This is a genomic window from Pseudoalteromonas sp. SANK 73390, assembly GCF_054966645.1.
In genome coordinates, this window is sequence record NZ_ARPN01000055.1 from 183,448 (window position 1) to 209,571 (window position 26,124).

Sequence of the window (26,124 nt, forward strand, 5' to 3'; positions counted from 1 at the left end):
CCATAATATGACGTAGGTATGACAAGTGTCTTGTAAACTGGCAACTTGTCATATTTGAGTATTTTTGATGAAAAGACAACGATGTGTCTGTGAGTGGCAATTACTCTGTTTCAATATCCACGATCAAATCACTGGTAATTGATTCCAAGGCATCAATAACATTGTCTTTATTCATACCAACGGGCAGTGTCACTGTGGCAAATGCACTAAATATTGGTACGCCCCAGTTAGGTGCGCTTTGCTGACGAGAGTTAAGGTGGGTGATGTTGGCACCTTTATGACGGATTACGCTTGCAAGCTCTTGCACTATACCCTTTCTATCATTACCAGTTATTACAAGGTTAATGGTTTCAGGAGCATTCTTATCATTTAAAATATCCCCAGTTTCCATTTTCACATCGAGTCCAGGTAGCGTACTCAAACCATCTTGGAGTTGTTGCATATGTTCTTCGGCCACTTCTACTTGAACGATCCCTGCAAACTGCCCTGCCAAGTGGCTAAGGTTACTTGTGAGCCAATTGCCGTGATGCGCTAGTACGGCTGAAGATATCTCTTCTACCAGACCGGGTCGGTCCTTTCCTATTATTGTTAAAACTAACTGCTTCATAATGCGTGTCTCTTTAATTATTTTTGCTATTCAAATAAGCATAGCGGTGGAAAAAAACGGTTTAAGCAAATGAGGGTACAATCCTTATACATAGCCTACAAAGGTAGATACCGCACTCTAAGATTAGTTCACCAAACTATGATGTCCAACAGAATTATTTGTTAGTTTGTAAAGAAATGAAAACGATTTTTACTTGCGTGCATGTTTCTTTGAAGTATGGACTTTCCAAATCATAGCTATGCAATGTTTCAAAAAGAGGTCTGTAGGGTTGTATTTTAAGTGAATAATCATGTAAAGGGATGGCATAGAAAGAAGCCGTTATTGCTCTTTTTTTGGCTCAATCATTGAAGTGTTTGGTTTGTTAATCAGTAGAGTGATATAGCGCAATTAATGTAACTAAATTAGGCCACGAAAAAATACTTAGTGACGAATACATCATTTTCTTTAATGAGCGTAATAATACCGTCACAAATTGTACCTTATATTATTATAATGCTTAGCCGAACTCGGTGTAACATAAATGTCATCTTGATGAAATATAATGCCCGCCAACTTTAAAATGAAAGGGTGTTTTGATGTCTTCCAATCCGCAGAAACCGTCTTTTAAAACGGATAGAAGCCGTCTATTAAAAGACCGGTTTGCACAGTTTGGTATATCAGCTGGTGGGGTGATGGTGTTGATCGCATTATTGTTGATCTTCTTCTATTTACTCTATGTAGTTCAGCCAATATTTGAATCAGCAAAAGTAGAAAAGCGTGTTGATGTCACGTTAAACAACGCGCAACAATATGTTGGTGTTGGTGTTGAGGAGCAAACTGAAATTGCTTATTTGCTTAGTAATACAGGGCATGTAGACTTTTATCACATTAAAGGTAAGCAGGCCGGTGGGCTAATTGAACGTCTTTCTGTTAATATTGATGGACAAGTGACCAGTGTCGCTAAAAGCGCTCCTTTTCTGGGGCAGTATGCGTACGGCTTAGATAATGGTCAAGTTAACTTAGTAAAACCTTCGTTTTTAGTCACCTTTCCTGGCAATGAGCGTGTTATTTCGCCGCGCTTAAGCTACCCCCTTGATGGCAAACAATTACTTGTTGATGAGCATGGCGAAGCAATAACGCGTTTTGCATTCAGTCATTATGAAGATAAAACGGCGGTTGTGGCGTTAACCGCAGATAAACGCATTATTTTTGCCTCATTTACGGCTGAAGAAAACATGTTTAGCGGTGAAGTGGAGTGGGTTGTTGAACGCACAGAACTTGAAATTGATGGCCGAATTGACGAACTGCTTATTACACCTGACACCACACGTACTTTTGTTCGTTCTGCTAATCAAGTTTATATTTTTGATACGCGTTACCCTAGTGAAGTTGAGCAACTTCAGGTTCTTGCTGCGAATGAAGAAAATGCAAACTTAGTCGGTATTTCATTACTTGCAGGCGCCAACTCATTGATGCTCGCAAACGATAATGGTGAAGTATCTCAGTGGTTTGAAGTGAACTCAGATACAGGGCGTAAGTTTCAAAAAATTAGAGCGTTTGAGACGCCTAAAAATAGTGAAGTGGATATTTATAGCGAATATTATCGTCGCACATTTTTCACCACCAATAGTAGCGGAGATTTAGGTCTCTACTACACTACGAGCCAGGCACATTTATGGCAAGGTAAAGTTACTGATGGTGCTATTGAGTTATTCGCGGTATCTCCACGCTCTAATGCGGTATTGTTACTCTCAAGTGAGCAGTTATCCGTATTTGATGTGCATAATGAGCACCCTGAAGTTACTTGGTCTGCATTGTGGCAAGAAGTGTGGTACGAGGGCTACCCAGAACCTGCCTATACATGGCAGTCAACATCTGCATCAGATGACTTTGAGTCAAAGTTTTCTTTAGTACCTATTTCTTTTGGTACTATTAAAGCTGCGATGTATGCAATGCTTTTTGCCGTACCAATTGCATTATCTGCGGCTGTGTATACAGCTTATTTCATGTCGAGTGAATTACGTAGAGTGGTAAAACCGACAGTAGAAATTATGGAAGCTTTACCGACAGTTATTCTTGGCTTCCTTGCTGGCCTTTGGTTAGCACCTTTGATTGAAACGCACTTGCCAGCTATTGTTGCATTACTATTGCTACTGCCAACGGCGATTATTGCAACGGCGTTTTTCTGGACAAAGTTACCTGAAAATATTCGTCATAAAGTGCCTGACGGCTGGCACTCGATGTTACTTATTCCAGTCGTGCTATTTGTAGGTTGGTTATCTTTTACTATCAGCGGTGGTGTAGAAGAGTGGGTGTTTGATGGTAACGTTCGTCAATACTTAACCAATGAACTGGGCATGACATTTGACCAACGTAACTCACTTGTGGTTGGTATCGCGATGGGTTTTGCGGTTATTCCAACAATCTTCTCGATTGCTGAAGATGCTGTTTTCAGTGTACCAAAACATTTGTCTAATGGCTCACTGGCTTTAGGTGCTACGCAGTGGCAAACATTAGTGAGAGTGGTGTTACTTACCGCCAGTCCAGGTATATTTTCAGCGGTTATGATGGGGTTAGGTCGCGCTGTAGGTGAGACTATGATTGTACTAATGGCAACAGGTAATACACCAATTATGGATTGGAGTATCTTTCAAGGTATGCGTACGCTCGCAGCTAACATTGCGGTTGAAATGCCAGAGTCAGAAGTGGGAAGTTCACACTATCGAATTCTCTTCCTTGCGGCATTCGTTTTATTTATTTTCACCTTTGTATTTAACACGGTGGCTGAATTTGTTCGTCAGCAGCTTCGTGAAAAATACAGTTCAATGTAATTATTGGAGTTCATGACATGGTAAAACAGTGGTTTAAGTCAGGGTCTCCTTGGATCTGGATGACAGGCGGTGCCGTTAGTATTAGCTTAATCTCGGTACTGGGTTTATTAGCGATGATTGCTTGGAAAGGTCTTAGCTTTTTTTGGCCTTCACAAGTTGTTGAGTTGCATCTAAATGGCTCTGTTAGTGAGCAGGTTGTGATTGGTGAAATTTACGACCGTGAGCAAGTACCTAAATCTCGTCTAGAAGCGGCAGGTTTTGATTTATCAGCATACGACAGTGAATTTATAGAACGTATACTCGTTAAAACTGGTAACCGTGAATATGTAGAGTTAGATTTTCGCTGGGTACTCTCAACTGATATTAAGCAGCAGTCTGCACCTGAAAAACTTGCTGTTTTTGAACGTAGTAAAAATGGTAACTTTTATGGCTATGTTGAGCAGGTTATCGAAAATGGAAATGTAGTCACAGACAACGCAACAGAACGCTTGTATGAGTTAGTAGAGCGTGCTGTTGAGTTAAATGAAGACGCCCTTGACTTACAAAATGGTGATATAGGCCATATAAATTATGAATTAGAGCGTTTGCGACTAACAGAAAAAGGCTATGTATTTGATAACGCGTTAACTGACGAGCGAGTGGCGCAATTGCAGGCCAGACGAGCGCAATTGCGTGACGATTACAAAGTACTTGAAGAGCGTTTATTTGCATTGCGTAAAAAAGCGAAGCGTGATCAGGTTGTAGTGCGTGATATGCGCGGTGAGTTAGTGACGTTACCGTTATATCAAGTATTAGACGTATGGTTCCCGAATGATATGGGGTATTTTGCCAAAGTAGGGCACTATTTTACTCAAATTAGCAAGTTTGTGAGTGATGATCCTCGTGAGGCTAACACGGAAGGTGGGGTATTCCCGGCCATATTTGGTACCGTCTTTATGGTTATGCTAATGGCTGTAATTGTGACGCCATTTGGAGTCGTTGCTGCAATATACTTACATGAGTATGCCGCCAAAAATGCAGTGACAAAAATGATTCGAATTGCTGTTATTAACCTCGCGGGTGTACCTTCAATTGTATATGGTGTGTTTGGTTTAGGCTTCTTTGTGTATATGCTTGGTGGGTCTATTGATGAATTATTCTATCGAGAAGCTGCGCCTAGTCCTGTGTTTGGTACCCCCGGCGTGCTTTGGTCAGCATTAACTTTAGCTATTTTAACGCTGCCTGTGGTTATTGTATCTACAGAAGAAGGGTTATCACGTATTCCTAGTACAGTGCGCCATGGCTCTCTTGCACTGGGTGCAACTCAGGCAGAAACGCTATGGAGAATTATCATACCAATGGCAAGCCCTGCTATTATGACGGGTCTTATTTTGGCCGTTGCACGGGCTGCGGGTGAAGTTGCACCGCTAATGCTCGTCGGTGTAGTGAAAATGGCACCCACTTTGCCGTTAGATGGTAACTTCCCGTATATTCATTTAGACCGTAAGTTTATGCACTTGGGTTTTCATATTTATGATGTGGGTTTCCAAAGTCCAAATGTAGAAGCAGCAAGACCATTAGTCTATGCAACTGCATTTTTGTTAGTGACCGTGATTATTACATTGAACATTACCGCGATTGGTATTCGTAACCATTTACGTGAGAAATTCAGATCACTAGAACATTAATAGTAAAGATTTTAAGTAGGTAAAAGTAATGATTACAGTAGCTCCAGAAGTTAATCAGGCCAATGGCCAAACAAAGCTAGATCTTGCAAATTTGACTCCAGAGCAGACATCTCTGCAGATTAAAGACTTAGATCTTTACTATGGTGATAAGCAAGCGCTTAGTAACGTGAATATGTTGATCCCAAAGGGCCAGGTAACTGCATTTATCGGCCCATCAGGTTGTGGTAAATCAACATTACTTCGTTGTATTAACCGCATGAATGATTTGGTTGATAGTTGCCGCATTGAAGGCCAGATTATTTTGCAAGGTCAGAACATTTATGACAAGCGTGTTGACGTTGCTGCATTGCGTCGTAACGTGGGTATGGTGTTCCAGCGTCCAAATCCTTTTCCAAAATCAATATACGAAAATGTGGTTTATGGTTTACGCTTACAAGGTATTAAAGATAAGCGTAAGCTAGATGAGGTAGTTGAAAAGTCGTTACGTGGTGCAGCCCTTTGGGATGAAGTGAAAGACAGACTTCATGATAGTGCCTTTGGTCTATCTGGTGGTCAGCAGCAACGTCTAGTTATTGCTCGCTCAATTGCAATTGAGCCAGAAGTATTGCTGCTTGATGAACCAACGTCGGCTCTAGATCCAATTTCGACTTTGGTCATTGAAGAGCTTATTAATGACTTAAAAAATAAGTATACGGTGGTGATTGTTACTCATAACATGCAACAAGCAGCGCGTGTATCTGATCAGACTGCATTTATGTACATGGGTGAGTTGATTGAATATGCGGATACGAACACGTTATTTACTACCCCATCGAAGAAAAAAACCGAAGACTATATAACTGGTCGTTACGGTTAAATAGCTGATTAAAGGGGTTTAATATGGAACATAATTTAAATAAACACATCTCTGGTCGTTTTAACGATGAACTAGAAAGTGTTCGCAACCATGTACTGAGCATGGGCGGTTTAGTTGAGCAACAGCTTAATCTAGCATTAGACGCTGTCAATGAGTGTGATGCAGAAAAAGCACGCAAGGTCAGTGAAAACGACTACCAAGTTAATGCAATGGAAGTAAATATTGACGAAGAATGTACTCGAATTATTGCCAAACGCCAGCCAGCTGCAAGTGATCTTCGTTTAGTGGTAGCAATTGCAAAGACAATTGCTGATTTAGAGCGCATTGGCGATGAAGCAGAGCGTATTGCTCGTGTGGCTTTAGACTCATTTACTAAAGACCAGCAAGACTTGTTGGTTAATATTGAAAATATGGGTCGCCAAGTGTCCAAAATGCTACATGATGTATTAGATGCTTTTGCGCGCATGGATGCACAGCGTGCGTTTGAAGTGCATAAAGAAGACGCTAAAGTTGATAGAGAGTATGAAGCGCTTACACGTCAAATTATGACCTACATGATGGAAGACCCACGTTCTATTCCAAAAATAATGGACTTAATTTGGTCTGTACGTTCTTTGGAACGTATTGGTGATCGCTGTCAAAATATTGCCGAATATGTAATTTACTTCGTAAATGGTAAAGATATTCGTCATATATCTCAAGAAGATATAGAAAAGACTCTCTAATTCATATCACATAAGTTGATCTTTACATGGTATGTTAAGGTCAACTTAATCTATCTTATCAATAAAAATCGTTCACAAAGCTGCTTAATGCTGTAAAATCACCTATCGCAAAGCATACAATTATGATTTAAGGGTCAGTTATGCCGACTAATGCGTTTTTAGGGGTTTTTGCAAAATCACCTATAAAGCCTGTGGAAGAGCACATTAAAATCGTTCATAAAGCCAGTAAAGCTTTAATCCCGTTTTTTAATCACGTCTTCAATGGAGAGTGGACCGAAGCCGAAGCGCTAAGGATTCAGATCCGTAATTTAGAGCGCGATGCTGATAAATTGAAGCGAGAAGTTCGCTTACAGTTACCTCGCGGTTTATTCATGCCAGTAGAGAGAACTGATCTACTAGAACTGATTACCCACCAAGATAAAATTGCCAATAAGGCCAAAGACATCGCAGGTCGCGTTGTGGGCCGTGAAATGGTGATCCCCAAATCTATCCAAGTTGACTTTTTAGCTTACTTACAGCGTTGTGTAGATGCAACAAAGCAAGCATCTAACGCTATCAATGAGCTTGATGAGTTGCTAGAGACTGGCTTCCGTGGCCGTGAAGTGACCTTGGTAGAAAAAATGTTGGTCGAATTGGATGCGATCGAACAAGATACGGATGAAATGCAAATTAAAATCCGCCAAGAGTTACGTGTTGTTGAAGCTGAACTAAACCCTGTTGATGTCATGTTTTTGTATAAAATCATTGAATGGGTTGGTGAACTGGCAGACATTGCAGAGCGTGTAGGCTCTCGATTAGAGCTGATGCTCGCACGCTAATTTAAGAAATTAAGACGTTTATAATTAAGGTTTTACAATGGAATTCATTGCATCCTACGGCACTGTGCTGGTATTAATTGCAGCAGCAGTTGGTTTTTTTATGGCTTATGGTATTGGCGCAAACGATGTTGCTAATGCGATGGGTACGTCGGTTGGCTCAAAAGCGCTAACTATCAAGCAGGCAATTTTGATCGCCATGGTTTTTGAGTTTGCGGGTGCATACTTAGCTGGTGGGGAAGTTACTTCAACAATTCGTAAGGGCATTATTGATGCCACACCTTTTGCTGATATTCCTGAGCTAATGGTTTTAGGTATGATTTCGGCACTTTTTGCCGCTGGAGCCTGGTTATTATTGGCCTCAATGTTAGGTTGGCCAGTTTCGACAACTCATTCTATTATTGGTGCAATTATTGGTTTTGCACTTGTTGCTGTGGGTAGTGAAGCAATTCAGTGGGGTAAAGTTGCGGGTATTGTTGGTAGCTGGGTAGTTACTCCCGCTATTTCCGGTTTTATAGCCTATTTGATTTTTATGAGTGCACAGAAACTCATATTTGACACTTCTGCACCGCTACAAAATGCCAAACGTTATGTACCTATATATATGGGGTTAGCGGGTTTTATCATGTCGCTAGTCACTATCAAAAAAGGCTTAAAGCATATCGGAGTTAATCTAGGCGCTGTTGAAGGGTATGCTTTAGCGATTGGTATTGCGGTAGTGGTAGGACTGGTTGGTAAGATGGCGATTGCACGCTTGAAAATAGACCCTCAAGCCGATAAGCAAATGCAGTTTAATAATGTTGAAAAAGTATTTGCGGTATTAATGGTATTAACAGCGTGTTGTATGGCGTTTGCGCATGGTTCTAATGATGTTGCCAATGCAATTGGCCCATTAGCAGCAGTTGTTAATATTGTTGAGAATGAAGGTATGATGACTGCAAAAGCTGCACTTGCTTGGTGGATCTTACCTTTAGGGGGCTTAGGTATTGTTGCGGGTCTTGCTATTCTCGGTAAAAAAGTAATTAAAACCATTGGTGAAGGGATCACTCACTTAACACCAAGTCGAGGTTTTGCGGCAGAGTTAGCGGCAGCATCGACGGTTGTAATTGCATCGGGTACGGGTTTACCGATATCTACTACGCAAACGTTGGTTGGTGCTGTATTAGGTGTAGGCATGGCTCGTGGTATTGCTGCACTGAATATGGGTGTTATTCGAAACATTGTAGTTTCTTGGGTGATTACATTGCCAGTAGGCGCTGCGCTTGCTATTGTTATATTCTATATTTTAAGAACTGCCTTCGGCGTTTAAACTTAGAAAGACAGACTTTTAGCTTGAAAAGATCTCAGTACCTGGTGCTGGGGTCTTTTTATTTATATGGGTCCTTTTAGTTAATACCAATTTGCAATAACACTTAATCATTTTGGGGAACTGATCTGATGCTAATTGCGTTAAAAGCTTCTCATTTAGAAGAATTACATACCAGAATTTTTCCTTGTTTCTAAGTTATTTATCTATCGCAATATCTGATCATTTATTTAATGTAATTGGTAAAGAAGGTTTTACTAGTTAGTTATCATGGTTATACTGAGAGCCATTATATTTCTATGTAAATTCATGTATCGTGACCAACTTGCCAAGTATCAAACAGCTTCAATATTTAATTGCCGTACATCAACATCAGCACTTTGGTAGAGCAGCCGAAGCCTGTTTTATAGGCCAGTCTACATTAAGTAGTGCGATTCAAACGCTCGAAGAGACCTTAGGTTGTCAGCTGATTGAGCGCGAAAATCGAAGTTTGATGTTCACTGATATAGGTGAAGAAGTAGTAATACGTGCGAAAAAAATAATCGCTGATACCATGAGTGTAAAAGAGTTAACTAAAAGCTATAAGCACCCATTATCAGGCAAATTGACACTCGGAGTGATCCCCACAGTGGCCAGCTTTATAGCGGCTCCCCTTTATCAATTTTGCTTACAGCAGTTTAATCAATTGCAATTGGTGCTCGTTGAGGATACCAGTGACAAATTATTAGATAAATTAGAGCATGGGCATATCGACATGGCCATGTTGGCTTTACCCTATCATACAGAGCGTTTTCATACGCAAGTATTGGCTAAAGATCATTTTTCACTGGTGCATCACCAAGATTATGAAATTGCCGCTGATGTTAGCGACCTGAATTTACTACCAGATAAAAGTGTTTTTTTGTTAGAACGAGAACATTGCATGACAGGTCATGCGTTGAGTGCTTGTCATTTAAATAGAAGTGATTGTATTAATCCGTTTGAAGCCGCTAACTTACATACTTTGCTGAGCATGGTTGAGTATCAAAATGGAGTTACTTTTTTACCTCAAATGGCGCTTAATGCGGGTATCTTACAAGGTAAGCCTATTGTTACTAATGGGGTTTTGGGTGATGCATACAGAGAGATTGGTTTATTGTGGCGTAAAACAACGGGTCGGATACTCGATTTTCGTTTATTTAGCGAAAAAGTTGGAGAGTTTGTAAATCAACAGTGTGAGCAACCAAAAGAAGAAAACTAGAGCGCAAAGTGCGCTCTAAGAAGGCTCAAACTTATTAGCTGAGCTAAGGTTAGGTAAGAACAATAAATAAACCCAAACCACTAAATTGAAATAAGGGATCAAGCCTAACACAGCAAATAGCTTACTGGGATAGCCTTTTGCTCGCGCATTACGGTAACATTGTATGGCGATTAAAATATTGATTATAAAAATAAAAGTCATTAATTGGTGCATAATCATACTCCTAGTCGTCCATAAGGTGATGTAACTCAATCCGTTGAATGTCTGGCTAAAAAGTAAAAATCAACAACTTAGCTGGACAGCCTCTGATAAGGTAATTATAGATGACTTTACCGGAAGGAAAAGTCGACTTTTGTATAAATCTTTTATCAGATTGTTTTACGGGATAAAATAGTTGGAATGGCTTTTTTGAGTTCATAAATAGGCATTGGGCGAGCAATAAAGAAGCCTTGGCCATAATCAACACCAATTTCTTTTAGCGCTTTAAATATTTCGATATTTTCAACATACTCCGCAACAGAGCGCTTATCTAGCGAATGACTAATGTCGTGCACGGCTTTTACTAATGCTAAATCAATTGGGTCATTAAGCATATCGCGCACAAATGAGCCATCAATTTTCACATGCTGTGCTGGCAGCTGTTTTAAGTAACTAAAGGTGCTAAAACCAGTACCAAAATCATCAATTGAAAAATGACAACCTAGTTGATTTAGTTTCGCAATCATAGACTGAGTTGCGCTAAGATTATTGATGCTTGCAGATTCTGTAATTTCAAAAATAATGTTTTCAGCTGCCACCTGATGCTCTACTAAACAGGCTTGTATATGAGGAAGTAGTCGCTCATCTAAAAATGATTGTGCAGAGAGGTTGATTGCTATTTGATTTAGTGAGTCGTGATTAGCTACAGCTGCAATGGCGTTTTTAATCACGCATTGATCCATCAAGAAAGTATCATTGAGTAGCTCCAGTGCAGGTATAAACTGATTTGGATAAATGAGTTCGTTCTTTATAACTAAGCGCAATAGTGCCTCAAAATAGGCTATGGTGTTATTTTTAAAGTCCCAAATGGGTTGATAGTGTAGCTCTATTAGGTTGTTTTGCAGCGCTTCTCTGACACTATGTCCCCACTCTAAACCTGCTTGCAATGTGCTATTATTAGCGTCTTCTTTAGTGTAGCAATGCACTAAGTTACGGCCTAAGTTTTTAGCAATGTATAAGGCAATATCCGCTTGTTTTAAGCACTCATTCGCATCATGATTTTCTATAGTAATTTGTGCTAAGCCAATTGAGCAGCTTATCGAGTAGCTATGTTCTTCAGAGTGAAATTTATGTTTTTCAATTGCCATACAAATACTTTCAGCAGCTATATGCGCATCAAGTAAGTTGGTATTGCTTAAAATAATTGCAAATTCGTCACCGCCAATGCGAAAGGTTAAATGTTCATCACTGATATTTTTGCCAAACAGTTGTGACACTTCTTTTAAAACAATGTCGCCTTGCTGGTGTCCTTTACTATCATTGATGATTTTAAAGTGATCTAAATCTATATACAGTAAAGCATGCTCTACATGTTTAGATTGTGTTACTGAAGCGCATATTTTGTTCAGTTGTTGGTCAAAATAGTATCTGTTGTGCAAACCCGTTAACGTATCATGTAGTGCTAAGTGGCGAAGTTGTAGTTCTGCTTGTTTTCGTTCATGAATGTTATCAAGCGTTGCTGTAATCGTTACTTTGCTTTTACTATTTTTGATTAATTGAAAGCGACACTCAACCCATATTTGATGTTGCTTTTGGTGAGCTATTTGTAGCTCTATTTTGGCTTGCTGCTGCTGTGCATTAATTATCTTATTAAGCACTTCTTGTAGCGCATTACGATGCTCTGCTGTGACAAATTGGCACAGAGACTGCGCCAAACTTGTTTTGATGCCAAACCCAGATAATGCTTCCCAAGCAGGGTTAATAAAGCGGATTAACCCTTGTTGATCTAATTCCATTACGACCGTATTGAGATGTAACAAAATACGCTGATGCGCAGAAAATAGGTCTTTATAGTTTTGTTCGCTGCGACTTAGTTGCGATACCTTTTCTTCAAATTCAGCATAGCTAACCATAAAATCTTCACGACGAGCAGCGTGGTCACAGACTTTGCTTAAAATTGAAATATCGTAGGGCTCACGTACAAAATCGGTCACACCAAGTAATAACAGCTGTTCAGCATAATCAGCATCTCTGCTATCAATAATGGTGACGATAGCTTGGTTGGGGTTATGTTTTAAAATACTGCCAACAAGTTCTTTAGCTGCATTACCACGGGTCGCTGTTGCATCAAGTAAAATAATAGCATAGCTTTGCTGCCTAAAAAGCGATAAGGCATCATGGGTGGTATGGACGTGTTGGCAAGCAAAGCTCAGAGATAGGTGTTGGCAAATTTCATTTGCTCTTTGCTGATTTGGTTCAAGTAATAAAAGGTTTAGACGGCTACTTTTCTCTAAATGTGTAGATAGCACGTTCGCTAAAGTATGTGGCAGTTGAGCATGGCGTTCAAAAGGCAATACAGCATCAATGCTATAGCTTCTAGCGGTTGTTTCAGCTATACGCTCGCAGTAAATAGGTGGAATTAATAGAATAGGTGTATTTTTTGGGGTTTGTAGTAAACCTGAACGAACCATTCGTGAAAAACGCCAGCCATCTATTTTGCCAACGTCCAGCCCAGTGATCACCACATCGACAGCCTGCTTTTTGAGAAATTGCAAGGCAATTTGACTATCTTCACATTCAATAAAAGTGAAAACATCAAGGCTATGTAGGGTATTTTTTATTGTATTTCGCTCTTGCTTACTAGAGTTTACAATCAATAAATTTAATTGTTTGGCCACAATTAACGCCTTAACTCCAATTTAAAATTAAACAACAAGCGACACCTCGGTACTGAATAAACTTTAACTAGCTGATTTTTATTGTTAATCACTTTAAATAACAGAACATTTATAATTACTTGCAAATTATCAACTTTAGGCTTTATATAACGGTGCTAGGTTAATGCTATTTTCGCAAGGTTACAAGCACTTGATTTAGCCTACAGGGATCTCTAGACTTGGCGCCAATTTCCTTACATGAGATGTTGTCATGCGCGTAGCTGATTTTAGTTTTGAACTTCCAGATGAATTAATTGCTCGTCATCCAAAAAAAGAGCGTTCAAGTAGCCGTTTACTGGCTCTTGATGGAAATAGCGGTCTTATTTCCCATAAAATTTTTACTGATATTGTGGATATGCTGCAACCCAATGACGTCATGATTTTTAACAATACTAAAGTTATTCCAGCACGTATGTTTGGACAAAAATCGACAGGAGGAAAGGTCGAAGTATTAGTCGAGCGTGTGTTGGATGAGCATAGAGTGTTGGCACATGTTCGCTCTAGTAAATCGCCTAAAGCGGGTACTACTTTGATTCTTGAAGGTAAAGCCGAAGTTACAATGTTAGGTCGTCAGGGGGAGTTGTTTGAATTACAATTTGCTGGTGAACAAGGTGTATTTGATATTCTAGAAGAAATTGGCCATATGCCTTTGCCACCTTATATTGATAGACCGGATGAAGAAGAAGACAAACAGCGTTATCAGACCGTTTACAATGAAAAGCCAGGTGCTGTCGCAGCGCCAACTGCGGGGCTGCATTTTGATGAAAGCCTGCTGCAAAACATCAAAAATAAAGGCATAGAAATGGCGTTTATTACGTTGCATGTTGGCGCAGGTACATTCCAACCCGTGCGTGTAGAGTCGGTTGATGAGCATGTCATGCACAGCGAATATATTGAAGTACCACAGCAGGTGGTAGATACCATTGCGGCAGCAAAAGCTAAAGGCGGGAGAGTTATTGCTGTTGGAACTACTTCAGTGCGCTCTTTGGAGTCAGCAGCTAAGGTGCATGGTGGAGAACTAAAGGCTTTTACTGGCGACACTGATATCTTTATTTACCCTGGATATGAATTTAACGTAGTTGATGCGATGGTGACTAACTTTCATTTACCAGAATCAACTTTGATAATGCTCGTAAGTGCATTTTCTGGTCAAGATAATATTATGCAGGCTTATAACACGGCGATAGAACAAAAATATCGATTCTTCAGTTATGGTGATGCAATGTTTTTATCTAAACAGCTTACTAAGTAGCCTTAGCTCTGGATAAGCGAACTTGTCGAATAAGGCTGTAGTGCTTACTCTCTGGATTGCAAGTAGTGTCAGTGACAAAGTATTTCATATTTGAAAACCCTTATCCAAACTTAAGTTAAATAAAACCAACTCAGCCAATGCTGGGTTCTGGTTGTTAAAAAAGTGCGAGACAACGATCTCGCACTTTGATCAAATAAGCGTAGTGACTTTAGAGTATTCACAATGCTTAAAGACCACCCCCAGCAATTCTAATAAGAAATGCTCGCCATTGACCAACTCGTGACTAAGGACCATTTAGTCCGCCTCATAGGCTTCATGATTGGTTTTGAATTTTCCGTGATGAAGTATCGCACCTCTACTGTAAAAACAACGAGCGCTCAGCGGTTGATCCTCTGGGGATGTTAAAAATTTTATTTCTAGGCTACTTATTTTGGCATAAAAAGCGAGCACTGCGTATCGTTGGTTGTAGGGATGGGATTAACGGAAGACATTATCCACCACTGGACACTCAGCAAAAACCGCAATAAGCGCTTAAAAGTCAGAGGCTTGACAAAATATGAAGAAAATGGTGCCCATGGCTGCGCGCTAATTCAAAAACCTTGAAATCTCACGTCAAAAAACCTCAAAACGACTTTGTATACGCCAAAACTCATTATTTAACTTGGCTAACACAATGAATGACGCATTATGCGTCATTTTTTTTATCTGTATTTTGCGCATGAGCAGCTAGTTTGAGCAGTTTGGCTTGTAAACTTGGCGGGGCGTTGCTCGCAAGTTCTTTTAATTGCTCCGCTGTTTGCTCACTCATGACACGGTTACATGTTTGAGTGTTCTGTAACTTACCTTTAGTGTCTTGGCGAGTTGCCAAACGTTGCTGCGCTTCTGGGTTAGTTGTGATTTTAACTTGTGAGCATTCAATCATGCCCGCTTTGCGAAACTGGGATAAAATTTCCATCTTAAGATAGTTGAGTCGAGTTGCCAAAGTAGCAGATGCGGCTTCTATGATTAAAGTACCATCACGATAATTAGCAACCCGAGATTTCTTGCTTAAAATAGGGCCAATGGCTTTTTCTAGACATTGCTGTAGTTCAGCCATTTTTTTTGATTTGTCGGTGTAATTAACTAACTTATTTGACCACTTACCCATCAATTCATTGAGCTGTTTTGGATCATAGCGACTTTTTGCCATACCGTGCCTAGCCTCGTTGGTAATGCTGTCAGCAGTATAACGCTCTCTAAGGCACAACAGAAGTTTTATTGACACCCTTGAATTTATAGAGTCTAGTACCCATCTTACATAACAACCTCAGATACCATTGAAGCAGTTAATAACTAACTCAAATGGATAGCGGTAACGCCATTGAATTATATAGCAGTACTAAATTGACACAAAAATGGGTTGATTTCACTTCAGTGGTTTGCACTGTCGCTGAGTCTGGTATGATAGGGCATAATTTTAAATTTAGGCAATACAACAAGTGCTAACTTTACTTGTTGCCAAAGCGAAGCAGTGCGACCTCACCTGCCAAAATAATATGGATGTGGCGTAGGTCAGCCATCACAAGAGTGAAACGGTTTTAACATGATAGCTAATTTATTTACCAAGATTTTTGGTAGTCGCAACGACCGCACTATTAAAAACATAAGAAAAACGGTCGCTTTAATAAATGCCCTTGAAGCGCAGTATGGCGCGCTTTCAGACGATGAGTTAAAAGCAAAAACAGCTGAATTTAGACAGCGTTTTGAACAAGGTACAAGCCTAGACGATTTATTACCTGAAGCGTTTGCAACGGTACGAGAAGCATCAAAGCGTGTATTTAACATGCGTCACTTTGATGTACAAATGGTGGGTGGTGTTGTTTTGCACCAAGGTCGTATATCAGAAATGCGTACAGGTGAAGGTAAAACGTTAACTGCGACTCTACCTGCATATCTTAATGGCCTTACAGGTAAGGGTGTTCATGTTATAACAGTTAACGATTATTTAGCAAAGCGTGATGCAGAAACTAACCGTCCGCTGTTTGAATTTTTAGGCTTAAGCGTTGGCTGTAACGTACCTGGCATGATGCCTCAACAGAAAAAAGCTGCGTATTCGGCTGATATTACTTACGGTACAAATAACGAATTTGGTTTTGATTATCTACGCGACAACATGGCGTTTAGCATTGATGAAAGAGTGCAACGTCCACTGTATTACGCTGTTGTGGATGAGGTAGACTCGATTTTAATTGATGAAGCTCGTACGCCATTAATCATCTCAGGTCCAGCTGAAGATAGCTCTGAGCTATACACCAAAGTTAATACCTTAGTTCCGTTATTAGAACTGCAAGAAAAAGAAGATGAAGAAGGTATTGAAGGTGACGGTGATTTCACACTCGATGAAAAATCAAAGCAGGTCCATTTAACTGAGCGTGGTCAACTGAAAGTAGAAGAATTGTTGATTGAGCACGGCTTAATCGAAGAAGGCGATTCTCTATATTCAGCAGGTAACATTACGCTTTTAAGTCACGCTTATGCTGCACTACGTGCCCACAAGTTATATCAAAAAGATGTTGATTATGTCGTTAAAGATAACGAAGTTATCATCGTTGATGAGCATACGGGACGTACAATGGAAGGGCGTCGTTGGTCTGAGGGCTTACATCAGGCTGTTGAGGCCAAAGAAGGCGTACGTATTCAAAATGAAAACCAAACGTTAGCATCGATTACTTTCCAAAACTATTTCCGTATCTACGATAAGTTAGCAGGTATGACTGGTACTGCTGATACAGAAGCTTTTGAGTTTCAGTCAATCTATGGCTTAGATACAGTTGTAATTCCGACCAATAAGCCAATGATCCGTGACGATCGTGCTGATCTGGTTTATTTAACACAAGATGAAAAGTTTGACGCAATTTTGGAAGACATCCGAGATTGTCAAAAACGTGGTCAACCAGTGCTTGTTGGTACTATTTCAATCGAAAGTTCTGAATACTTATCGCATTTCTTAACAAAAGAAAAAATTAAGCACAATGTACTTAATGCAAAGTTCCATGCTCAAGAAGCCGATATTGTTGCTGATGCAGGTTTACCTGGTACAGTTACAATCGCTACAAATATGGCGGGTCGTGGTACAGATATCGTGCTTGGTGGCAACTGGCAGGCTGACATTGCAAAAATTGATAATCCAACGGATGAACAAATAGCCCAGATAAAAGCACAGTGGCAAAAAACACATGATGAGGTTATTGCCGCTGGTGGTTTGCATATTATTGGTACTGAACGTCATGAATCTCGTCGTATTGATAATCAGCTACGTGGTCGTTCTGGTCGTCAAGGTGACGCGGGTTCAAGCCGTTTTTATTTATCAATGGATGACGCCTTAATGCGTATTTTCGCTGGCGAACGTATGACTAATATGATGCGTAAGCTTGGTATGCAAAAAGGGGAAGCGATTGAGCATCCTTGGGTTAATCGTGCCATTGAAAATGCACAGCGCAAAGTTGAGGCGCGAAACTTTGATATCCGTAAGCAATTGTTAGAATATGATGACGTTGCAAATGATCAACGTCGTGTAGTGTATGAGCAGCGTAATGAGTTACTTGTCGAAGGTGATATTTCAGAAACTATTGCAGCTATTCGCAGCGATGTACTTAACAGCCTCATTGATCAGTACATTGCACCACAAAGCTTGGCTGAAATGTGGGATATTCCAGGCTTGGAAGAAAGAATTAAAGGTGACTTTTTAATCGAGTTACCAGTAGCACAGTGGCTTGCTGAAGATGAAAAGTTATATGAAGAAAAGCTGCGCGATCGTATTTCAGAAGAATTAGATTCTGCTTACAAGCAAAAAGAGCTGATGGTTGGTCCTGATGTGTTACGCCAATTTGAGAAAGCGGTTATGTTACAAAGCTTAGATCAACATTGGAAAGATCACTTAGCTGCAATGGATCACTTACGTCAAGGTATTCATTTACGTGGTTACGCACAGAAAAATCCTAAGCAAGAATATAAACGCGAGTCGTTTGAATTATTCTCTGAAATGTTAGAAAACTTAAAAGTAGATGTAGTTGGTATTCTTAGTAAGGTACAAGTGCGTGCTGAAGAAGATGTCGAGAAAGTAGAGCAACAACACCGCCGCAGTGAACAAATGCCAAAAGAATATCAGCATGCAGAAGCTGAACACGTTGGTGGTGAGGTGCCTGAAGGCGTTGCGGTTGCAGCAAGAGCTGAACAGAAAGTTGGACGCAATGATCCATGTCCTTGCAAGTCAGGTAAAAAGTTTAAACAGTGTTGTGGTAAGTTAAAGTAAGTAAGCACTCAAGTATAAATTTTTAAAAGCGGCCTTAGGTCGCTTTTTTTTTCGAGAGGATAAAATGGCTAAGAAACATGTAAAAGTAGCTGTGGGTGTAATCATTCAAAATAGAAATATTTTTGTTAGTAAACGTAGTGAACACCAACATCAAGGCGGCTTGTGGGAGTTTCCCGGTGGGAAGGTAGAAGCAGGTGAAAGTGTTACCGATGCACTTAATCGAGAGTTAAAAGAAGAAGTTAATATTAATGTTCACAGCTCAGATGCCTTTATGATTATTGAGCATGATTATGGTGACAAGCATGTATGTTTAGATATTCATTTAGTGAATAATTTTTCCGGAGAGCCAAAAGGGTTAGAGGGACAGCCATGTAAATGGGTTAGTATTGAACAGCTTCATGAACTCGCTTTCCCCACTGCTAATTTGGAAATAGTGGCTAAATTACAGGCTGAATTTTAATCTTACGTATAGTTATACATGATTTGTTACTTTTCCTTTTATACCAACCTTTGCTTTGAGTTTGTTTTAGGTAAACAGGACGTTTAGTATGATCATGTATTACTGATAGGAAAATCATAAATGAATAAAATTACTTTAACTGCAGCAAGTGTTGCAATTACTTTAGGCTTGCTTGGCTGTAGCGAACCTACCACGATCTCTAACAGCAGTGCATCGCAAGAGTCTATTCAAACCGCATTTGTGTCTGGCATTAACCTAAATAACATTGACCGAACAGTAAAAGCGCAAGATGATTTTTATTATCATGTAAATGGAAAATGGTTAGAAAAAACCAAAATACCAGCAGATAAATCAAATTATGGCTCTTTCACGCAATTATATGATGAATCACAAAAAGCACTAAAAGATGTGTTAGAAAGGGCTAAAGCTAACTCACAATCAGCACTGGGAAGTGATGAGCATAAGTTAGGGGCGTTTTATGCTAGCTATATGGATAAAACAGCACGTGAAGAGCTGGCCTTATCACCAATAAAAACATACTTGACAGATATTAATGCCATTAAGAATAAGAGTGAATTACCTACACTAATGGCAAGTATGTTAACAAAAGGCGGCGATAACCCATTTGGTTGGTATGTAAATAATGATGCGAAAAACTCTAGCGAACATGCACTTTACTTATATCAAGCAGGGTTGGGTTTACCGGATAGAGATTATTATTTAAAAGACACTGAAAAATTTAGCATCTTACGTGCTGAGTATGTTGAATACATAGCACAGGTATTTAGCCGTTTAGGGAACGAAGATGCATTGCAAGTTGCGGAAGAAATCTTTGCGCTTGAAAAAGCGATGGCGCAAGCACATTGGACGCGGGTAGAAAGTAGAGATGCAACAAAAACTTATAATAAAATGACAGTTGCACAAGCTGAACAGCTAATGCCTGATTTTAAATTATCAGCATATTTTCAAGCGCTAGGTCTTAATTTAGAGGAGTTCGTTGTTAGTCAGCCTTCATATTTTGAAAGTTTGTCGAGTGTTTTTGCAAACACATCACTTAAAACTTGGCAAAATTACTTAACTTTTCATTTTGTAAACAACCATGCACAGTTATTGAACAAAGAAATGGTTGAACTGAAATTTAATTTTTTTGGTAAAAAACTACGCGGTTTAGAAGAGCAATCGCCAACATGGAAAAAAGCCGTGGATGCCAGTAATGAAGTGCTTGGTGAGTTGCTTGGTAAAATTTATGTGCAGCAATATTTCCCACCAGAAGCCAAAGCTAAAATGGAGCTACTGGTTGCAAACCTAATCAAAGGGTTTGAGCAGGCAATTAATGAATTAGAGTGGATGAGTGCCCAGACGAAAGTTGCAGCAAAGGAAAAGTTAAGCAAGTTCACACCCAAAATTGGTTATCCTGATAAGTGGAAAGACTACTCAGCTCTTGATATTAATCGTGACGATTTGTTAGGTAACTACGTTCGATACAGTCAGTGGGCTTATCAGAACATGATCGATAAAATTGGTCGTCCAGTAGACCGTTCTGAGTGGTTTATGACGCCACAAACTGTGAATGCGTATTATAACCCGGTAAATAATGAGATTGTTTTTCCTGCCGCTATTTTACAGCCGCCATTTTTTAATTTAGCGGCGGAGGATGCGGTTAACTATGGTGCAATCGGCGCTGTTATTGGTCATGAGTTAGGCCATGGGTTTGATGACCAAGGCGCTAAATATGACGGTGACGGCAACTTGCGAAACTGGTGGAGCGACTCGGATCTGGCGCAGTTTGAGGTGCTAGGGAAAAAGCTGGTTGAGCAATTTGACCAATTTAAGCCGTTTGAAGATGCTAACGTAAATGGTGAATTCACACTAGGTGAAAACATCGGAGATTTGGGTGGCCTTACTGTTGCCTATAAAGCATATCAAATTTCTCTTGGTGATAATAAGGCACCTGTAATTGATGGTTATACAGGCGAACAGCGTTTCTTTATGGGTTGGTCGCAGATTTGGCGCAGAAAATACCGTGATGAAGAATTACGTAATCGCCTAGTAACTGACCCGCACGCACCAAGTCATTATCGTGTTATCGGCGTATTACCTAATATGCCTGAATTTTATAAAGCCTTTGACGTTAAAGAAGGTGATAAAATGTACTTGGCACCTGAGCAACGCGTTAAAATTTGGTAATTAGTCGTATTTTTCGTTCTATAGCCCGCATTTTGCGGGCTTTTTTATGCCCAATAAACTACACATATCAGTTTTGTTATAACATTAATCATTTGAGTGGCCTAAATAACTCACTAACTATGTTAAAAATTACTTATGTAAAATAACGATATACTGAAATATTTGTTTAGTTATTAAGCCACTAATTTGTCGTAATATCTTATTATTTATTTAATGCAATTGGTATTATTGCACCAATATGAAAAAATAATGATAGCGCTGTCATTTTTGTTTCTATATGATGAAATTACATAAACTAAGCTATTTATTAATCAAATCGCACTTAAAACAAGAGAATTAAGCGAACATGTAGCCGCTTTATAAAGGAGCCTAGGATGAACTTTAAACACACTTTACTCGCCACTGCGATGGTGGCCACACCACTGTTTACTCATGCAGCATTGTCACAGGCTCAATTGCAGCGCTTCACTCAAGGCACTGAATTTATGTTTGCTGTTGAGGATAACTTTCATAAAGGGGTCGGTAGTGTACTTGCGTCTATTACCCTCAAAAATGACTCTGGTGTTGCTTTGCCAAAAGGTGAGAGTGATTGGCAGATTTATATTCATTCAATTAGAAAAATTCAAACCAAGCAGGTCGCAGGTCTAAAAATTGAACACATAAATGGCGATCTTAACCGTTTAGTTCCTACCAAAGAATTTGCAGGCCTCGCTAGTGGTGACAGTTTAAAGGTGCAATATGAAGCAAGTGCTTGGCTTGCTGCATACAGTGATTTTATGCCGCGTGCTTTTATGGTGGCAAATTCTCAAAAGCCAGTTATTTTTGCAAATACAGATACTGAAGACTTTACCCAGTTTGTGGCACCAATTGAACGAGAAAACCAACTAAAGCGTTATAATGACCCTGTTGACTATACCAAAATTGCAAATGCTCAGTTGCGATTTGAACGTAATAAACAAAAGCTATCAGTAAGTAAAGAAGAAGCAATTAAGCGTATTATTCCCAAGCCTAGTAACGTCGATTTTAACCGAGGCACTGCGGTGCTTAATAGTGATTGGCAAATTCGCTATGCGGGTAGGCTTAAATCTGAAGTGAATGTATTTACGCAAAGTTTAGCATCTTATGGCTTGAATTTAGTGGCAAAGCCTGATCATATTTCAGTTGCTAACTCACCTGTCATAATCTTAAAAGTGGATGAATCAATCGCTAAAGGTAAAGCCGAAAGTTATCATTTAGAGGTGGACGATGAGCAAGTAATTATTTTGGGTACGGATAATGCTGGTGTGTTTTATGGTATACAAAGCTTACTTGCACTGTTTTCACCTGATGCTCAAGCGAATATCGAAATTCCTAATGTTGAAATAGAAGATAGCCCACGCTTTTCTTGGCGAGGAATGCACTATGATAATGCGCGTAATTACCACGGTAAAGATGCGCTGTTCAAGTTGGTTGAGCACATGGCGCGTTATAAAATGAATGTGCTTCATTGGCATTTTTCAGAGGATGAGGGTTGGCGCTTAGAGATCCCCGATCTACCTGAACTAACCCAAATAGGTGGCTATCGCTGTTTTGACTTAAGTGAGCAGAGCTGTTTACTAACGCAATTGGGCACTGGGCCATTTAAATCAGGCTCTGGTAATGGCTATTTATCTCGTAAAGATTTTGTGGAGTTACTTAAATTTGCGACAGCAAGGCACATTAAAATAGTTCCTGAAATAGAAGGCCCTGGTCATGCGAGAGCATCGATAAAAGCAATGGAAGCCAGATATAAAAAGTTCACAAAAAAAGGCAATGAAAGTGCTGCAAGTGCATATTTACTCAGTGAGCCGGGTGATAAATCACAATACCTCACGGTGCAAAACTATCATGATAACTCTATGAATGTATGCCTTGATTCTACTTATGCATTTATTGATAAAGTGACCTATGAGCTGCAAAGTATGTATCGAGATGCAGGTACACGACTAACCCATTTACACTTTGGGGGTGATGAAGTAGGTAGTGGCTCGTGGAGTCAATCTAAAGCATGTCAGGCATTATTCTCAGAGCCAAATAATGGTGTAGCGGGCGTTGCTGACTTAAAACCGTATTTTACGCAAAGAGTAGCTAGTCTTTTCGATAAACGTGGCATTACGCCTGGTGCTTGGGAGGATGGTTTAATGTACGACAAAGTTAACCCATTTAATCGAGATGGCTTTCCCAATAAGGAGGTTACGGTTAATGTCTGGGATAATATATGGGAGTGGGGGGTAGCTGATAGGGCATATCGACTTGCGAATGATGGATATCAAGTTATTTTATCGCATGGCACCCATTTATACTTTGATCACCCATATGAAGCTCACCCTGATGAAAGAGGTTATTATTGGGCAACACGTTACATTGATACTAAAAAAGCATTTGGATATATGCCAGATGATGTGTATGGCAATGCTGACTTTACGCGCAACCGCGAACCAATTGTTAACCTTGAAGCTTTAGTTGGGCGTGAATTACCAAAACTTGAAAAGCCAGAAAATATCTTAGGAGTACAGGGACAGGTATGGAGTGAAACCATTCGTACTGAGGAGCAAGTGCTGGCGATGATTTTCCCTCGTATTTTATCGGTTGCGGAACGAGCGTGGCATAAAGCTGAGTGGGAAAGCTTAGGTGCAAATCAAAATAATTTTGCAAAAGACTGGCAAGAGTTCGCGGCAGCCATTTCTTTAAAAGAGCTATCTAAATTACAAAAGGGCGGAGTCAATGCCAATTTACCTGTGCCAGGAGCCTTGTTGAAAGACGGTAAACTACATGCCAATAGTGCGTTTCCGTATTTGACTATCGAATACTCTTTAAATAATGGGCAAACATGGTTGCAGTATAACGAGCCTGTGAACATCAATGATGTTGATGTAGTAAAGTTGCGCACGCGTCATGGTGAAAATAATGTTAGTCGTGTCACCGGGTTAAACTAGTTACATGTAGATTTAGATACACAGCGAGTAACTAGCGCTGGTAGTTTGTTTTAGTTCTAGTTACATTTGTGTTTAAAATCTAACTAGTCAAAGATAAAATTTTAACGTAAAGTTAAATGTCAGCGCTGTCATTTTTAGATGCAGCCCAAATAATGATATTAAATTAGCGACAAGAAGAAAATTATGGAAGCAATCGTGGAAATTGAAGATAAAGAGAAGCAAAGTATTTGGTTGCCAATGATACTCGCAGGTTCAATGTTTTTCATCTTAGGGTGTATCACTTGGTTGAATGGTGCAATTACACCATTTTTACAACAAATGTTGGAGCTAACGCCGCTGCAGGCCTCTTTTATTATATCGTCTTTTTATATTGCAGTAACGGTTGCTGGTATTCCATCTGCGATGCTTATTAAGCGAGTTGGTTACAAAAATGGAATGGCTATTGGTTGTGTGGTTATGGCCGCATCGGCATTAATGTATATTCCTGCAGCAAAAATGCAAATGATAGAGATCTTTTTGTTTGCACAATTAATGATAGGTGTTGGGCAAACTGTTTTGCAAACGGCCGTGAACCCTTATGTTGTTAAAATGGGGTCGGAAAAGTCAGCTGCAGTAAGAGTTTGCATTATGGGTTTGCTCAATAAGTCTGCGGGTGTCATTGTGCCAATTATATTTGCAGCAGTGGTTGTAAGCGGCCTTGCTGAAGGTGGCGTGAAGTTAAGCCAAGAGCAAAAAGATATCATGGCTAACAGCTTAATCGGGCCATATATAGGAATTGCTGGACTAATCTTTATATTCGCTCTTTTTGCGAAGTTCGCACCTTTACCGGACCTTATATTTGACGAAGAAAGCAAAACCAGTAAAGGTGAGCTTAAAGAAACATTGAGTCATCCACACCTGGTATTGGGTGTCATAGGTATTGCTTTATATGTTGCGGTTGAAGTTATTGCTGCTGATACTATTGGCTCGTACGCTTTGCAATTAGGCATTGCAGATTATTCGGTTATGACTTCTTATACTATGGCTTGTATGCTCATCGGTTATGCAATAGGTATCGCTTTGATCCCACGCTTTATGTCACAACAAAATGCGTTGGTGATGTCTGGAATTGCTGGTATTGTAACTGTATTGGCGGTTGTATTTGGCAGCAATGACTCATATGCTATTGCAAACTTGGTTCTTGTTCCATTTGGTGGACCTGAGCTACCAGATCCGTTATTGTGTATTGCATTGCTAGGTTTTGCTAACGCAATGGTGTGGCCTGCGATTTGGCCCTTAGCTTTAGATGGTCTGGGCAGATTGACAGGTACAGCATCTGGCTTGTTGATTATGGGTATTGCAGGTGGTGCGCTAGGACCACTGTTGATTGGTGTTGGTAATGTGGCTGGACTGGGTGCTCAAGGTGCATATAGCTTAATGATACCAAGTTACTTATTTATCCTCTTCTATGCTGTGAAAGGTCACAAAATGAGAAGTTGGAAGTAAAGAATTTCTATCTATACGTAGAAATAATCCCGTGTGTAATGCCACCGAAAGGTGGCATTTTTTTATTTTAAATGACCCATTTACTGCATTAAAAATGGGTCATTTAAAATAACTACATATTAGAATTTTTGCCAGGCTACGAAGTCATTTATCTGTCGCAATATCTGATCATTGATTTAATGCCATTGGTATAAGTTAAATCAAAAGCACTTGCTGAAAAAAATCGTAAGTAACCAAGTGGAATAGATACTTGGATTGAGTGATACATTACGTAGTTTAAAAAAATAGAAAATTGAATAGAATCATGCAAAGAAAATTGGAGCGATTGATGGGACTTGAACCCACAACAACCGGAATCACAATCGCTTATAACAAGTGGGAGCTGCTTAAAGGAAGAGTTTTCCACTCTGACAGAGGTACCCGGCTAGAGTGGACCAGAGTAATTAAGTGGCTAATAGTGTTCCATTTAGTCATGCGTGAGGCCTTTCATCTAAATGTTGACTGTAAAATAGGCTATTTAGATGTTTTAGCTGGTTATTTGTACGAACAATATG

Annotated in this window: 18 protein-coding genes; 14 read left to right on the forward strand and 4 right to left on the reverse strand. The window is 39.7% G+C overall.

The features are described 5' to 3' along the window. Positions 1 to 100 precede the first annotated feature (100 nt). A complete protein-coding gene (locus SANK73390_RS08485; RefSeq protein ID WP_462765401.1) occupies positions 101 to 607 on the reverse strand; it encodes a glycine cleavage system transcriptional repressor in 507 nt (168 codons plus the stop codon). Between the two features lie 575 nt (positions 608 to 1,182). Here SANK73390_RS08485 and SANK73390_RS08490 point away from each other — a divergent pair. From SANK73390_RS08490 to SANK73390_RS08520, 7 genes are all read left to right on the forward strand, one after another. Beyond that, complete coding sequence (locus SANK73390_RS08490; protein ID WP_462765403.1) at positions 1,183 to 3,417, forward strand: ABC transporter permease subunit; 2,235 nt, start codon at positions 1,183 to 1,185, stop codon at positions 3,415 to 3,417. A gap of 17 nt (positions 3,418 to 3,434) precedes the next feature. Next, entirely contained in the window at positions 3,435 to 5,084 is a 1,650-nt protein-coding gene (gene pstA, locus SANK73390_RS08495; RefSeq protein WP_462765405.1) for a phosphate ABC transporter permease PstA, read from the forward strand. Between the two features lie 28 nt (positions 5,085 to 5,112). Further along, positions 5,113 to 5,940, forward strand: coding sequence for a phosphate ABC transporter ATP-binding protein PstB (pstB, locus tag SANK73390_RS08500; RefSeq protein ID WP_462765406.1), 828 nt, complete (start codon positions 5,113 to 5,115; stop codon positions 5,938 to 5,940). A gap of 23 nt (positions 5,941 to 5,963) precedes the next feature. Next, entirely contained in the window at positions 5,964 to 6,665 is a 702-nt protein-coding gene (phoU, locus tag SANK73390_RS08505; protein WP_462765408.1) for a phosphate signaling complex protein PhoU, read from the forward strand. 140 nt (positions 6,666 to 6,805) lie between these two features. Next, positions 6,806 to 7,483, forward strand: a complete 678-nt coding sequence (locus SANK73390_RS08510; RefSeq protein WP_261593106.1) for a TIGR00153 family protein — start codon at positions 6,806 to 6,808, stop codon at positions 7,481 to 7,483. A 37-nt stretch (positions 7,484 to 7,520) separates the two neighbouring features. Then, the gene (locus tag SANK73390_RS08515) at positions 7,521 to 8,789 is read left to right on the forward strand and encodes an inorganic phosphate transporter (protein ID WP_462765410.1); all 1,269 of its coding nucleotides are present in this window, start codon (positions 7,521 to 7,523) and stop codon (positions 8,787 to 8,789) included. Between the two features lie 313 nt (positions 8,790 to 9,102). Beyond that, on the forward strand, positions 9,103 to 10,026 hold the full coding sequence (locus tag SANK73390_RS08520; protein ID WP_462765411.1) for a hydrogen peroxide-inducible genes activator: 924 nt from the start codon (positions 9,103 to 9,105) through the stop codon (positions 10,024 to 10,026). Positions 10,027 to 10,041: 15 nt separating this feature from the next. Here SANK73390_RS08520 and SANK73390_RS08525 read toward each other — a convergent pair whose 3' ends face one another. Next, a complete protein-coding gene (locus SANK73390_RS08525) occupies positions 10,042 to 10,239 on the reverse strand; it encodes a hypothetical protein (RefSeq protein ID WP_462765412.1) in 198 nt (65 codons plus the stop codon). A gap of 155 nt (positions 10,240 to 10,394) precedes the next feature. Next, the gene (locus tag SANK73390_RS08530; protein ID WP_462765414.1) at positions 10,395 to 12,902 is read right to left on the reverse strand and encodes a GGDEF/EAL domain-containing response regulator; all 2,508 of its coding nucleotides are present in this window, start codon (positions 12,900 to 12,902) and stop codon (positions 10,395 to 10,397) included. A gap of 250 nt (positions 12,903 to 13,152) precedes the next feature. Between SANK73390_RS08530 and queA the strand changes: the two genes are divergently transcribed. Beyond that, on the forward strand, positions 13,153 to 14,193 hold the full coding sequence (queA, locus tag SANK73390_RS08535; protein ID WP_462765416.1) for a tRNA preQ1(34) S-adenosylmethionine ribosyltransferase-isomerase QueA: 1,041 nt from the start codon (positions 13,153 to 13,155) through the stop codon (positions 14,191 to 14,193). Between the two features lie 685 nt (positions 14,194 to 14,878). Here queA and SANK73390_RS08540 read toward each other — a convergent pair. Continuing rightward, a complete protein-coding gene (locus SANK73390_RS08540) occupies positions 14,879 to 15,382 on the reverse strand; it encodes a DUF721 domain-containing protein (protein ID WP_462765417.1) in 504 nt (167 codons plus the stop codon). 393 nt (positions 15,383 to 15,775) lie between these two features. Here SANK73390_RS08540 and secA point away from each other — a divergent pair, with 393 nt between their 5' ends. The 6 genes from secA to SANK73390_RS08570 form a co-directional block, all read left to right on the forward strand. Continuing rightward, entirely contained in the window at positions 15,776 to 18,484 is a 2,709-nt protein-coding gene (gene secA / locus SANK73390_RS08545; RefSeq protein WP_462765418.1) for a preprotein translocase subunit SecA, read from the forward strand. A gap of 64 nt (positions 18,485 to 18,548) precedes the next feature. Further along, positions 18,549 to 18,944, forward strand: a complete 396-nt coding sequence (mutT, locus tag SANK73390_RS08550) for an 8-oxo-dGTP diphosphatase MutT (protein WP_462765419.1) — start codon at positions 18,549 to 18,551, stop codon at positions 18,942 to 18,944. Positions 18,945 to 19,064: 120 nt separating this feature from the next. Next, entirely contained in the window at positions 19,065 to 21,131 is a 2,067-nt protein-coding gene (locus tag SANK73390_RS08555; RefSeq protein ID WP_462765421.1) for a M13 family metallopeptidase, read from the forward strand. Positions 21,132 to 21,505: 374 nt separating this feature from the next. After that, positions 21,506 to 24,085 carry a family 20 glycosylhydrolase gene (locus SANK73390_RS08560; protein WP_462765422.1) on the forward strand — a complete coding sequence of 860 codons (2,580 nt, stop codon included), beginning with the start codon at positions 21,506 to 21,508 and terminating at the stop codon, positions 24,083 to 24,085. 183 nt (positions 24,086 to 24,268) lie between these two features. Beyond that, on the forward strand, positions 24,269 to 25,570 hold the full coding sequence (nagP, locus tag SANK73390_RS08565; protein WP_261594512.1) for an N-acetylglucosamine MFS transporter NagP: 1,302 nt from the start codon (positions 24,269 to 24,271) through the stop codon (positions 25,568 to 25,570). 328 nt (positions 25,571 to 25,898) lie between these two features. Beyond that, positions 25,899 to 26,124 (forward strand): hypothetical protein (locus SANK73390_RS08570; RefSeq protein ID WP_462765424.1); only part of this gene is annotated, 226 nt, incomplete at its 3' end.